This window comes from Arthrobacter sp. OV608, assembly GCA_900110595.1.
GTDB lineage: Bacteria > Actinomycetota > Actinomycetes > Actinomycetales > Micrococcaceae > Arthrobacter.
The window spans coordinates 356,500-369,509 of sequence record FOEZ01000003.1 but is presented as its reverse complement, the minus strand read 5'-3'; the positions used below and the strand labels follow the sequence as shown (position 1 = coordinate 369,509).

14 protein-coding genes are annotated in these 13,010 nt (G+C 65.0%); 9 read left to right on the top strand and 5 right to left on the bottom strand.

Annotation, left to right across the window (positions count from 1 at the left end; translation table 11 throughout):
* The first annotated feature begins 54 nt into the window (after positions 1-54).
* The 7 genes from BMX78_RS06495 (at position 55) to BMX78_RS06465 (ending at position 8,580) form a co-directional block, all read left to right on the top strand.
* Positions 55-993, top strand: a complete 939-nt coding sequence (locus BMX78_RS06495) for a LysR family transcriptional regulator (RefSeq protein ID WP_091417880.1) — start codon at positions 55-57, stop codon at positions 991-993.
* 57 nt (positions 994-1,050) lie between these two features.
* The gene (locus tag BMX78_RS06490; protein WP_091417877.1) at positions 1,051-1,317 is read left to right on the top strand and encodes a type II toxin-antitoxin system Phd/YefM family antitoxin; all 267 of its coding nucleotides are present in this window, start codon (positions 1,051-1,053) and stop codon (positions 1,315-1,317) included.
* Positions 1,314-1,715, top strand: coding sequence for a type II toxin-antitoxin system VapC family toxin (locus tag BMX78_RS06485; protein ID WP_091417875.1), 402 nt, complete (start codon positions 1,314-1,316; stop codon positions 1,713-1,715). Before BMX78_RS06490 ends, BMX78_RS06485 begins: the two co-directional genes overlap by 4 nt.
* Positions 1,716-1,816: 101 nt before the next feature.
* Positions 1,817-3,259: a DUF3375 domain-containing protein gene (locus BMX78_RS06480; RefSeq protein WP_091417872.1), complete on the top strand. Its 1,443-nt coding sequence runs from the start codon at positions 1,817-1,819 to the stop codon at positions 3,257-3,259.
* Complete coding sequence (locus tag BMX78_RS06475) at positions 3,256-3,921, top strand: DUF4194 domain-containing protein (RefSeq protein ID WP_091417871.1); 666 nt, start codon at positions 3,256-3,258, stop codon at positions 3,919-3,921. The genes BMX78_RS06480 and BMX78_RS06475 overlap by 4 nt, the downstream gene beginning before the upstream one ends.
* The gene (locus BMX78_RS06470; RefSeq protein WP_091417868.1) at positions 3,918-7,340 is read left to right on the top strand and encodes an ATP-binding protein; all 3,423 of its coding nucleotides are present in this window, start codon (positions 3,918-3,920) and stop codon (positions 7,338-7,340) included. Before BMX78_RS06475 ends, BMX78_RS06470 begins: the two co-directional genes overlap by 4 nt.
* Entirely contained in the window at positions 7,333-8,580 is a 1,248-nt protein-coding gene (locus BMX78_RS06465; RefSeq protein WP_091417867.1) for a Wadjet anti-phage system protein JetD domain-containing protein, read from the top strand. The genes BMX78_RS06470 and BMX78_RS06465 overlap by 8 nt, the downstream gene beginning before the upstream one ends.
* 15 nt (positions 8,581-8,595) lie before the next feature.
* Here BMX78_RS06465 and BMX78_RS06460 read toward each other — a convergent pair whose 3' ends face one another.
* The 5 genes from BMX78_RS06460 to BMX78_RS06440 form a co-directional block, all read right to left on the bottom strand.
* Positions 8,596-8,922: a type II toxin-antitoxin system PemK/MazF family toxin gene (locus BMX78_RS06460; protein WP_091417864.1), complete on the bottom strand. Its 327-nt coding sequence runs from the start codon at positions 8,920-8,922 to the stop codon at positions 8,596-8,598.
* Between the two features lie 73 nt (positions 8,923-8,995).
* Positions 8,996-9,328, bottom strand: coding sequence for a PRC-barrel domain-containing protein (locus tag BMX78_RS06455; protein WP_091417862.1), 333 nt, complete (start codon positions 9,326-9,328; stop codon positions 8,996-8,998).
* Positions 9,315-9,722, bottom strand: a complete 408-nt coding sequence (locus BMX78_RS06450; RefSeq protein ID WP_091417859.1) for a hypothetical protein — start codon at positions 9,720-9,722, stop codon at positions 9,315-9,317. The genes BMX78_RS06455 and BMX78_RS06450 overlap by 14 nt, the downstream gene beginning before the upstream one ends.
* A complete protein-coding gene (locus BMX78_RS06445; protein ID WP_091417857.1) occupies positions 9,719-10,948 on the bottom strand; it encodes an Nramp family divalent metal transporter in 1,230 nt (409 codons plus the stop codon). The genes BMX78_RS06450 and BMX78_RS06445 overlap by 4 nt, the downstream gene beginning before the upstream one ends.
* A complete protein-coding gene (locus BMX78_RS06440; protein ID WP_139204893.1) occupies positions 10,945-11,397 on the bottom strand; it encodes a hypothetical protein in 453 nt (150 codons plus the stop codon). The genes BMX78_RS06445 and BMX78_RS06440 overlap by 4 nt, the downstream gene beginning before the upstream one ends.
* Positions 11,398-11,674: 277 nt before the next feature.
* Here BMX78_RS06440 and BMX78_RS06435 point away from each other — a divergent pair, with 277 nt between their 5' ends.
* Together BMX78_RS06435 and BMX78_RS06430 are read left to right on the top strand one after the other, a co-directional pair.
* Positions 11,675-12,127 carry a DUF4383 domain-containing protein gene (locus BMX78_RS06435; protein ID WP_091417852.1) on the top strand — a complete coding sequence of 151 codons (453 nt, stop codon included), beginning with the start codon at positions 11,675-11,677 and terminating at the stop codon, positions 12,125-12,127.
* Between the two features lie 114 nt (positions 12,128-12,241).
* On the top strand, positions 12,242-13,009 hold the full coding sequence (locus BMX78_RS06430; RefSeq protein WP_091417851.1) for an alpha/beta fold hydrolase: 768 nt from the start codon (positions 12,242-12,244) through the stop codon (positions 13,007-13,009).
* Position 13,010 lies beyond the last annotated feature (1 nt).

Genomic DNA, 13,010 nt, shown 5'->3' with positions numbered 1-13,010 from the left:
CGGAATCCCGGACACATTGCAGTGAATTAACGAAAAGCACAGAGAGGCGAACGGATGCTTAACGAAGAGGAGCAGCCTCTGTTCGATATCCGGCGGCTGGCCCTGCTCCTGGAGGTGGTGGAGCAAGGATCCATCACTGCCGCGGCCGAGCTGATGATGTACACGCCCTCGGCGGTCTCCCAGCAGCTGCGCAAGCTGGAACAGGAAGTGGGGCAGCCCCTGCTCAACCGCCGTTCCCGCGGGGTGGTGCCTACCGAGGCCGGGCAGGTACTGGCCGGGCATGCCCGCAAGATCGTCCACCAGATGAAGGCGGCACAGTCGGACCTGGGCCAGATCGCCGGACTGAAGCGCGGATCCCTGACGGTGGGTACCTTTCCCACCCTTGCCGGCTCCTTCCTGCCCATCGTCATCCGGACCTTTAAGAAGCGTTACCCGGCAATCGGCCTTTCACTCCGCAGCGCCCGCTTCGACGAACTCGTGGCAGACCTGGAGTCCGGCGTCACGGGCTTGTGCCTGTTGTGGGACTACCCCTGGAACCGTTTCGAGGACGAGTCCATCCGGGTCACCGAGGTCTTCCAGGAGAGCACCGTGATCCTGGTGGCGCGCGGCCACAAGCTGGCAGGACGGGACCAGGTGAGCATGGAGGACCTGCGCAACGAGTCCTGGATCGTCCGGGCAGAGGCCCACCCGGTGGTGGAAGTCCTGCAGCGTTCCGCCCACGACGCCGGCTTTGAACCAACCATTGGTTTCCTGGCCAATGACTACCAGGAAGCCCAGGCGATGGTGAGCGTGGGCATGGGCGTGGCCATGGTTCCCAAAACCGCCGTATCACTCCAGCATCCCGACGTGAGGGTGCTCAGCCTGGGCGCCGCGGCACCCCTGCGGCGGATCCTGCTGGCCCAGCGCCAGGACAAGGTCTACGCCCCGGCCGAGGTCGCCTTCCACTCGACGCTGCTTGAGGTTGCCCGCGAACGGGCCGGGGACTACCTCTAGCTTTTTCGGGCTGACGCGCGCCGTCTCGGGTTGCTACAATTGCTACGGAGGCTGGCCATGACAACAATTCCCCATCGCGAACTGCGTAACCAGAGCAGCAAGATCCTGGAACGCGTGAAGAACGGCGAAACGATCGACGTTACGAACAATGGCGAAATCGCAGCGACAATGATTCCGCCGTCAATCTCCCCCTTTGAACGTCTCTTGCTGGCCGGTCAGGTCAGGCCGGCAAGGCCAGGCCGCGTTGACTTCCGGACCCTGCCCCGAATCACATCGAAGGTGGGCACAGCGGAGATCCTGGACGACCTTCGAGGGGACCGTTGATCTATGTCGACACCTCAGCCGTTCTAAAGCTGGTGGTGGCGGAAGAAGAATCCGCCAGTGTTGCAGATTACCTCTCCGAGGCCGCGGCCAGAGGGGATAGCCTCGTCGCATCGATGCTCCTCTATACCGAACTACATTGCGCAGGGCACCGTCGAAGGATCCCTGCCGGACTGGTCAACGACGTCTTGGCCGGGATCAACCTCGTTGACCTGGCGAGATCCGACCTTATGTTTGCGGCAGCGATGCCGGGACATTTGCGCAGTGCAGACGCCATCCATCTGGCCACCGCTATCCGGCTGCAAGCCGCTCTGCTCGTTGCTTATGACACAGAACTGTTGACCGCAGCCGTCGAGGCTGGCCTTGACGTCGCCTCACCTACGCATCAGCCTGAACACTGACGCTTTGGCAATCCACCCTGTTCGTCGGAAATTGTCTGGGGCAACGTGTAACTTAGGCCTCACCGTTCATCCTGCCGCCTTTCTCCCGTCCAGAGGACGCCATGGACTACTACGCCATCAATTCCCTCCGTGAGAACCACCCCGGATGGTCCCTGCTTCGTGCGCAGAACGCGCCGCTGGCCTTGACCTTCTTTATGGCGGCGTTCACCGGCCCCAATCAACGGAACCTGGGCCGCCAGGAGCTCATCGACGTGCTCGACGACGTCCTGTTCGGGCTGCGGGACAGCGAAGGCCAGGACAAGTTCCCGCGCCCCGCCGGCGAATACCTGGACGACTGGGCTGCAGACGAGCGCAAATGGCTGCGGAAGTACTATGCGCCGGGCGAGGATGAGCCGCATTACGACCTGACCGCGGCAGCCGAGGATGTGGTCCGGTGGGTGGAGAACCTGCGCGGACGGGATTTCGTAGCCACGCAGTCCAGGCTCACCAGTATCTTCGCTGTCCTGAAACAGCTGGTGCAGCAGTCCGAGACAGACCCTGAAGTACGGCTGGCAGAGCTCCAACAGCAGCGGGACGGGATCGACGCCGAGATGCAGCAGATCCGCGACGGCAACATCCGCGTCATGACAGGTCCGGAGGCGCTGGACCACCTCCAGCAGCTGACCGCCCTGGCAAGGGACCTGCTGTCCGATTTCCGTGAAGTCGAGCAGAACTTCCGCAGGCTGGACCGCCAGGTCCGGGAGCAGATCGCCACGTGGGACGGGAGCCAGGGCGAACTGCTGGACGCCATCTTCACCAACCAGCAGGACATCAGCAGCTCCCTTCAGGGCCGCACGTTCCAGGGCTTCTGGGATTACCTGATGTCCCCCCGGCTGCGCAGGGAACTGCAGGACCTGCTCCAGCGGGCCACCCGGATAGAGGCCCTCGCCCACACCGACAACCTCGACGCGGTGGCGAACCTCCACCAGGACTGGCTTCCCGCCGTCGAGCAGACACAGGCCACGGTCCGCCAGCTCTCCCAACAAATGCGCCGGCTCCTCGACGACAAAGTGTTCCTGGAAAACAAGCGGATCATGCAGCTGATCCGTAGCGTCGAATCCGGCGCCCTGGCCACCCGGGAGGCACCGCCGTCGGGCGTTTTTATGGAGATTGACGCACCGTCCGTGGACGTGGTGCTGCCGTTTGAGCGGCCGCTTTATGAGCCCAGCAGGAAGGTGATGGTGGAGGATTCCGTGGAAACCGCGGACGACTCCGACGTTGACGCCGATGCGCTGTTCAGCCAGTTCCACGTGGATAAGGAACGTCTGAAGGCAAACATCGACGCCGTCCTCGCCGAGGCGGAGCAGGCCACCCTGGCCGAAGTCACGGCCGCTTACCCGCTCTCCCAGGGCCTGGCTGAAATCGTCGGCTACTACCAGTTGGCCACCGAATCGGACTGGGCCACTATCAATCCGGAGCAGTCGCAGCACCTGGCGTGGCAACTGCCGGACGGCAGCGTCCGGGAAGCCACTGTTGAACAGATCATCTTCGGAAGGCCGGCATGAACCCCTTCAACCCCACCACCGCGGAAACAGAAGCCCGCACACCCGAGGAGCTTCCCGCCGTCGTCACCCGTCTTTTCAAAGGCGTGCTCTACGCGGAGAACGATGAGAAAGTCTGGCAGTCCCTGCTCGGCCTGACCTCCCATGCGCGCGACTACGTCTCCGTGCTCGGACTGGACCTGATCCTCGACGAGTCGGAGGGCTACGCGTTCCTCCGGTCCAAGGACGATCCGGATGGAACACTGCCGAGGCTCATCGCCCGTCGGAGCTTGACGTTCAACGTCAGCCTGCTCCTCGCCCTGTTGCGCGGTCGCATGCTCGAATTCGACACCAACAGCGGCGAGCTCCGGCTCATCATGACTGAGCAGGACATCGCCGACATGGTGTCGGTGTTCCTGCCCGACTCCAGCAACGAAGCAAGGATCCTGGACCGGCTTGCCGCGGACATCAAAAAAGTCCAGGAGCTCGGCTTCCTCCGCAAGCTCAAAGGGCAGGCAGACACCTACGAGGTGGCGCGCATCCTCAAGGCCTACGTGGATGCGCAGTGGCTGGAAGAGTTCGACGCGCGGCTGGCCGACTACCGGGCGACGCTCGCCGGAGAGCCGCCCGGCACAGGAAGCGTCGCCGCGGGGCGCATGGTTGAGGCATCGGAGGAGGGCAAATGACGACCGACTTTGCGGCCGACTTCCAGGAGAGCCTGTTCAGCCTCGACGACGCGGCCGAGAGCGGCGGCACTCCCCCTGGCTTCAGACTGAAACGCCTGGAGCTGCTCAACTGGGGCACGTTCCACCAGGGAGTGCGCACGTTCCGGCTGGATGGAGCGAACAGTCTGCTCACCGGGGACATCGGTTCAGGCAAGTCCACTGTGGTGGATGCGATCACCACGCTGCTGCTTCCCGCCCACAAGATCGAATACAACAAGGCGGCCGGGGCGCAGAAGAAGGAACGGTCCCTGATGTCGTACGTGAGGGGCTTCCACAAAAGCGCCCGGAGTACCGGCGGCGAGTATTCCAAACCAGTAGCCCTCCGCGGTACAGGGCAACTGACGGTGGTGCTGGGAATCTTCCACAATGCCGTGCTTGGCAAGTCCGTCACACTCGGAATCACGCTTTGGGCCACCCAGGAGGCCGGACAGCCCAGCCGGTTCTACTCCCTGGCCGAGGCGGAGCAGTCCGTTGCCGTGGACTTCGCCAATTTCGGCCAGGACCCGATGAAGCTCAAGAAGAATCTGCGGGCGGCAGGGGTGGCTGTCCATGACACCTTCGATCCATATGCGGCGGCGTTCAAACGGCAGTTCGGCATCAGCGGGAACCAGGCAATGGAACTGTTCCACCGAACGGTGTCCATGAAGCAGGTGGACAACATCACCTCGTTCGTGCGGAACAACATGCTGGAGGAGGACGACGTTGCCACCCGAATCAGCAATCTCATCCGCCACTTTGATGATCTGAAGAAGGCCCACGACGCCGTCCTGCGGGCCAAGGACCAGATCTCCTTGCTCACGCCCATCAAGGCCGGCGCCGATCAGCACGCGAAGCTCAGCGCTGACGACTCGATGGCGCGCCGGCAACGCGACCAGCTGCATCCCTGGTTCACGGACCGAAAGCTTAAGCTCAGCCTGGAGCACCAAACCGAGCTGGAGCGGACAGGCCTCCGACTCCAGGAGGACTCGGTCCGGCTGAATGGCGACATCAAGCAGCTGCGCCGGGACCTCGCAGGGCTGGAGGAGGACATCCGTACCAACGGGGGCGGCCGGCTCGCCGCCATCGACGCCGAGCTGTCCAACCTCGAAACCAAGTCCACAGAACAGCGGCAGCGGTTTGAGGCTCACTCCTCCGCCGCCGCGGATCTCGGCCTGCAGGCGCCGGAGGACCGCGTGCTGTTTGATGCCAACCGGGCGCGCCTTGCCGAGGTGGAGCAGGAGCTGGCGGACCGGTCGGATGCTCTCCAGGAACAGCGCACCGCCCTGTCCATGTTGCAGGTTGAACTAAAAGCGAAGACCACTGAGATCACAGCCGAGCTCACCAGCCTGCAGGGCCGCCGGAACCTGATCCCGCTCCCCCAGCTGGATATCCGCCGCCGGCTTTGCCAAGGAACCCGGATCCCGGAGGCTGATCTGCCCTACGTGGGTGAGCTCCTCAAAGTCCGTGACGGCGAATCGGCGTGGGAGGGTGCCGCGGAGCGCACGCTTCACGGTTTCGCCCTCTCGCTCCTGGTCCCCGCCGAGCACTACCCCGCCGTCAGCGTCTGGGTGGACGCCAACAACCTCCGCGGCCGGCTGGTATACCTGCGGATTGGGGAACCAACCACGGGATTCGACAGGGTGAACCAGCGGCAACCCGAACCGGGAACGCTGGCAGCAAAGATCGCCATAAAGCAGGGAACACCTTTCAGGGACTTCCTCGAGGACGAACTCAGCAGCCGGTTCGACTACTTCTGCTGCGAGAGCTTGGCCGACTTCCGCCGTTACCCCAAGGCGTTGACGGCGAACGGCCAGCTCAAGGGCGGGCACGGCCGGCATGAAAAGGACGACCGCAAGGACCTGGCTGACCGGCGAAATTATGTGCTGGGCTGGGACAACCATGACAAGATTGCCCGGTTCCGCGCAGAACAGGACGAGGCCCAGGGCCGGCTCAAAGTACTGGCGGGCCAGCTTTACAGAGTCAACGCGGAACTCGGCGCGCTTGGCCGGTCCAACCAGCAGCTGGGACTTGTCCGCTCGGTGACCGAGTTCGGCGAGATCAACTGGCAAGCCACAGCCCGCGGCATCGAGGACCTGAAAGCGGAAAAACGCGCGCTGGAGACCACCAGCGATGTCCTGCACCAGCTCATGGCCAAGAAAACCGAGGTGACCGCCCAGCTGGAACGGCTGGAAGACAAAGCCGGGAAGCTGCAGCAGCGGCTGGGTGCCAATGAGAAGGATGCCAGCGACATCGCAGAGGCCATTCGGGAATGCCGGGACATCCTGGCCGGGACACCGGTGACGGACGACGGCGAGGTACTGGCCGCCGTCGAAGACCTCACCGCCGGGGCGCTCGGGGACAAACCCCTGACCTACCGGAATACGGCCACGGTGGAAAGCACCGTGCGCTCCGGACTGACGGACACCATCGATGCCCTTTCCAAACGGATCGCGCGGGCGGCTGAGAACACCATCCGGCAGATGGCCGACTTCCGCAACAAGTACCCGAATGAAACCACCGACTTCGATGCCTCGCTGGACGCCGCCACAGACTACAACCAGCTGCTGGAGCAGCTGGCAGGCAACGACCTGCCAAGGTTTGAGGCCCGGTTCAAGGAGTCGCTGAACCAGAACACCATTCACGAGGTGGTGGCATTCAACGCATTCCTGGACAGCCGGCGGCAGGACATCATCAACCGGATCGGCGAAATCAACCAGTCGCTGGCGGGGATTCCCTACAACACCGGCCGCCATATCCAACTTGAGCACCAGGCCACCTCAGACCAGGACGTGCGCGAGTTCGGCAGCGACCTGAGGGCCTGCTCCGAGGGAACCATTGGCGATGAGGATCAGTACTCGGAGCAGAAGTACTTGCAGGTGGAGCGGCTGATTGACCGGTTCCGGGGACGGGAGGGCCTCACGGACCTGGATCGGAAGTGGACCGCGAAGGTGACGGACGTGCGGAACTGGTTCACCTTCTCCGCCTCGGAGAAGTGGACCGAAACCGGCGAGGAGTATGAGCACTTCACCGATTCGGGCGGCAAGTCGGGCGGGCAGAAGGAGAAGCTGGCGTACACCATCCTCGCCGCGGCCCTTGCTTTCCAGTTCGGGCTCGGATCCGGGAAGGGGGCCGGCCGGAATTCGGGCAGCGGGCAAAGCTTCCGGTTTGTGGTCATTGACGAGGCGTTCGGCCGCGGCTCGGACGAATCGGCGCGGTACGGGCTGGAGCTGTTCCAGCGGATGAAGCTGCAGCTGCTGATCGTCACACCCTTGCAGAAAATCCACGTAATCGAGCCCTTCGTCTCGCATGTGGGGTTCGTGGCCAACACCAACGGCGACGATTCCCAGCTGCGGAACATGACCATCCAGGAGTACCGCGAGGAGAAGGACAAGCGTGGCTGAAGCGTGGACCACGCTCGCTGACCTTCGGGCACAGACGCTGAAGGCGTGGAACACCGGCGCCCTGCTCCGCGAATTGCTGGATCCGAGCGGCGCCTACCCCCGCCGCCGCGCCTTGAAACGTCCGACGGCGGCCGCCCTCCTGGGTGATTATGTGGCGGCCCGTGCGTGGGCAGCCGAGTTGTTTGCCGCCGTCGGGCCCTTTACTTTGGAGACGGCTGAGGTAGGCCGCACCACAATCGGTTCCAACCGGCTGCCCGCAGCGGTGGTCTTCGCCTCGGCCAAGGATGAGATCGCGTTCGCGGGCAAGGCCAGGGACGCTGCGCGGTTTGTGGAGCTGACTGAGGGGCTGTCAGCGCTGGACCCCGCCTTCCGCGCGTGGGCGCTGCGTCGTCCGTTGAAGCTGGTGGAACTCGGCGCCGATGCACTCACTGCCGCCCGCGTTGCCCTGTGGCTGCGGGGCAACCCCTGGCCGGGGGTCTTCGTCCGGCAGCTCAGCCTGCCGGGGGTGCACACGAAGTTTGTCGAAAACCACCGGCGGGTAATCGACGAACTGGTCGAAACCCTGGCGCTGCGGACCGCTTCGGGGGTCGACGACGATGATGCCGGCGGTGCCCCGTTGCCCGATGTCCAAGCACAACCCGGCTCGTTGCTGGGTCAGCCTGCCGCACGCACTCCCGCTGCCCGCTTCGCCGCCAGACATGGTTTCCTGCACCCCCCGGAACTGGTCAGGTTCCGGTTGTTGGATCCAGGCTCGCCGCTCCTGGGCGGGGCACGGGACATAACCGTCACCGCGGAGGCGTTCAACACCCTGGAACTACCCGTTGCCAGTGTGCTGATCACCGAGAACTTGGTGAACTTCCTGGCTCTGCCCGATCAACCGGGCACCGTGGCCATCTACGGCGGCGGATATGGCTTTTCCTCGCTGCGGGATGCTGCCTGGCTGCGGGACTGCGAGATCCTCTACTGGGGTGACCTGGACACCCATGGTTTCCGTATCCTCGACCAGCTCCGGGCAGTCCACCCGCACGTAGTGAGCCTGTTGATGGACGAAGCCACCCTCCTGGCGCATCGAGATGTGTGGGGCACGGAGCCGTCGCCATCCAAGGCGCCGTTGGGCCGGCTGACGGCGGAAGAGTCTGCCCTCTATACGGCGCTGGCCAACGACGCTTTCGGCGCCTCCATCAGGCTGGAGCAGGAGCTGATCCGTTGGGACTGGGCGCTTGGGAAACTCCATCGTTGAGCGGATGTAAATCCGTTATCGGCCAAGCCCCAGAAAGACCACAAGGGACTGCTCCACAGCGCCCATGGTCCTGGAATCAATCCTTCCAATCCGCTCTCCGAGGTTGGAGCGCTGTACCGTGGCCAGCTTATCCACCATGATTTGACTGACCTGCTGAAGGCCGCTCAGGCGCCCGGGCTTTACGGTCAACCGCAGCAAGGGAGCGTCCGTCAATTGTGACGTCGGCGGCAAAAGGGTGACGGACTCCGACTCCGCAAACAGGTCGTCCTGGATGATCAGCGCAGGACGGGGCTTTTGGGCATAGGTGCCTCCCGAGACCATCCAAAGCTCGCCACGATTCACTCCGGCCAGTCTTCCGATATCTGCTCGATGAAGTCCTGGTCGTCAGTAGCGCGGTCTGAGGCAGCGCTGCCTCCTAATCCAGCGCCGGCGAGTAAGCGGTGAACCCCTCCCGCAACCGGACCCCGGAGGAACCAATCATCAAAATGTCCTCCCACAGCACCAGGAACGAACCCCGGTGCCGCCACCGGAAGATCGAAGGCAGCGGCCAGGGCTGCCGCAGGCCGGTCCGCTCGTAGCCCAGGAACGAGGCCGCACTGTGCGGGCTGACCACGAGACCGAGCAGGCGCGCCTCGGCCAGAAGCTGCCCCGGCCCGCCGTCCACCACAAACCGCGCGTCGGCCACCCTGCCCAGGCGCGCGCCGCCGTCGTCATGGACATCCACGCCCAGCAGGTCACCGAGGATCATGGCGGCCTCCCGGGATCCGCGCGATGATCTTGTCCCGGATCCAGCGCTCCACCCAGCCGGCGTCCAGGTGCTCGCCGCTGACGCCCAGTTTCAGCACGACGCCGACGTCGGAAACGTCCTTCCAGGGAATGCGGATCAGCCGGGACGACGGCGGCCTGCCGCCAAAGATGCGCGTCCCCAGCACCGGCCCGGTCAGCAGCGCCGTCAGGACCGGCGCAGGGGTGCCCGGTGCCAGCTCCAGGTCCAAAGCAGGCCCGCTTAACTCAAGGTCGTCCACGGTGGTGACCGGGACGCCGTCGTTATCCAGGACCTGCCGGTCCAGCAGATGCAGCTGCGCATCCAGGAGGCGGCCCGCCACGGGCGGAGCAGGCGCGAGCGGGCGGCGGGGCTTCACGATCCGGCTCCCGTCACGATCATCAGGGGAATCGCCGCCAGGGAGGCCGCCAGGATGATCACCAGGTAGACCATGGCCAGCACGTTGACCGGCCGGCCGTTGACATGTTGGCCCATGTACTGCGGATCGTTGGCCACAATCAGGATGGGCAGGTACGTCAACGGAAGGGCGATTGCGGAAAAGACCACCGAGTATTCGGTGACCAGCACCGGGTCCACGCCGGTAGCCAGGACCGCCAGCCCAATGAACAGGCAGATGATCATGGCCAGGTGGAAGCGGGCGGCCTGCGCCGGGCGGCGGAACTTGCCCCAGGACCAGCCGAAGAACTGGGCCAGGGTGTAACCACTGGACAGGGTTGTTTCGAGGGCCGCGCCAAAGGTGGCCGCCACCAGGCCCACCAGCACAAATGCCAATCCCACCTTGCCCCCGCCTTCGGCCACCGGGAGGACCACCTGGGACAGTGACGTCACGGCGATCCCGGCCGGAAGGAGCACCACGGCGGCGCAGCCGGCGATTGCCACGGACAGCAGCCCGCCCAGCGGAAAGCCCACCAGGACGTTGACTCGCGACTGCACCAGGTCCCTGATGGACCACCCCTCCTCCACCGCTCCGGAGGAAAAGAAGAACACCTCGTACGGTGTCATGGCCGCGCCGAACAGGGCGATGGCGTAATACCAGTAGGTGGGCACTGTTTCCTCGGCGGGTACGGCGGGCGCCAGGGCCTGCCCGGCGAGGCTCCCCCAGTCAGGTTTGAGCAGGAACAGGGCCACGGCAAACACGATCAGGGTCAGGCCCAGCAGCCCGGTGACGTTCTCCATGATGGAGAACTTGACCCGCCACACCACCAGCCACACGGCGAGCGCGGCCACCGGGATCCACAGCAGGTAGTGGACGCTGCTGGCCAGCTGGAGGGCCAGAGCCACGCCGCCGATTTCCGCCGTCACGGTCATCAGGTTGATCAGGAACGACGCCGAGAGGTTGGCCAGCCCCGCCCGCGGCCCCAGCCGTTCACGGATCACCTCGAATGTGGCCCGGCCCGATGCCGCAGCCACCCGCCCGGACATGTTGGCGAACAGGCAGATGCCCAGCACGCCCACTCCCACCACCCATACCAGTGACAGGCCAAAGCGGGAACCCACGACGGCGTTGGTCACCAGGTCGCCGATGTCCACAAATCCGCCGATCGCCGTCAGGATGCCAAGCGCGACGCCGAGGAGCCGCTTCATTTTCCGCCGCCCTTCGCCATCAGTGCGGACAGCCGGTCCGCCGCTGCGGCCAGCTCCCGTTGGCCGTCGGTGAGGGAGGGACCGCCGTCTTCGGACGCTACGGCGTCCCGGGCGGTGGTGAGGCTGGCGGTGCAGCCGTCCAGGGCGGAAAGCGCCTCCTGGACTGACTCCCTTTCTTCTGCGCTGGCGGGCGCCAGCCCGAGCACTGAGTTCCGGCTGGTCTGCAGTTCTTTGAGTGCGTCGTCCAATGCGGTGGCGGTGGCGGCCTTGGTGAGCCTGCCCGCGGAGTCCAGCCGGACTGCGAGCTGCGCGGTGGCCATGGCGGAGTGGCTGTCCTCGACGGCGGTGGAGATGGTGCTGCTTGCCCCGCCGCAGCCGGCGAGGACTGCCAGCACGGTGAGGCAGGCGGCGCACGTCAACCGCCCCTTCAGCACTGGTCCCCTCAGCACTGCGCGCCTCCAGCCTCCGGTGCTCACCCGGTGGTCTTAGCGCCCCTCAGCAAACCGCCGAATTAGTTGCCTTGAGCTAGGTATAGCACTCCGGGGACGCATGTGGCGGGGATTGAGCCGGGGAAGTTTTGATGGCCAGGGAGCAGCATCATCCGGCCCCAAAAATTCTTTGGCCACAACCCATCCCGGGTGCGCTGGACCGCGAATTGCTGGCATAAGCACATGGATCGGCAGGACGGGCTGATCCATATTCATAGATCGCATTCAGGAGTTCACCATGGCAACACACACCAGCACCGGCATGGCAGCACGCACCAACGTCCAGAAGGCATCGATCGTTGTGGGGGCGGTGTTCCTGCTGGTTGGCGTCCTGGGCTTCGTTCCGGGCATCACCAGCAACTTCGACCAGCTGCACATCGCCGGCCACCACTCCGAGGCCATGCTGCTGGGCCTCTTCCAGGTCTCGGCCCTCCACAACATCGTCCACCTGCTCTTCGGCGCAGCGGGCATCGCACTGGCCAGGAGCGCCGCCGGCGCCCGCTCATTCCTGCTCTACGGCGGGGTCATCTACCTGGTCCTGTTCATCTACGGCCTCGTAGTCCCCCAGGATGCCGCCGGCAACTTCGTGCCCCTCAACGGCTTCGACAACATCCTGCACCTGCTGCTCGGCGTGGGGATGATCGCCCTGGCTGTGATCCTCACCAAGGGCCGCACCACCGCACGCGCCTAGACGTCCCCGCGGCAACCCGCCGCATCCGCACAGTTAATGGCCCCGGCCGCAGCTTCCACTGCCGCCGGGGCTCTTCACGTTCCGGACGTGCCATGGCGGGCGTAGCATCCTCCCATGGAACCAGTTCGGGCCATTCTTCTTCCCGGGAGCGTACTTCCCGCCCAGCAGGCGTACGGCGCGCTGATCGAGGCTTTGGGGCCCGAGGTCCAGGCCGCCGCCAAGGACCTGGAACTCTACGCAGGTGAGGCTCCCCCGCCCGGCTGGAGCCTGGACACCGAGATCGACGGCGTCCTGCGCGAAGCGGATGCGCGGGGCTGGGACACGTTCCACCTGGTGGGGTATTCGGGCGGCGGATCGGCCGCTTTGGCCTTCACCGCGAAGCACGGCGGGCGGCTGCTCAGCCTGGCCCTGCTGGAGCCGGCGTGGGCAGGGAGCTGGGACTGGAGTCCCGCCCATGCGCAGCTGTGGAAGCAGTATGACCAGCTGGACGCGCTGCCGCCACAGGAGTTTATGCCCGCGTTTATGCGGCTGGGAGTTAAGCACGACGTCGTCCTGCCGCCACCGCCGCAGGGTCCCCCGCCGCCGTGGATGGCAAAGCGCCCCGCCGGCATCAGGGCGTTCGTGGAAACCTTCAAGTCCTATGATCTTGACCGTTCGCGGCTGGCCGCTTTCACCAGGCCGGTGCTCTTTATCCTTGGCGGGCTGAGCAACCCTGACGACTACGCGGACAATGCGGAGCGCCTCGCCAGGGTCTTCCCGGACTTCCGGCTTGAAGTATTTCCGCAGCGGCACCACTTCGACCCGCCGCACCGGATCGAGCCCGACCGGGTGGCAGCGTTGTTGCGGGAGCACTGGGAGCGGGCGGAGCGCCTGGCCGCATAGG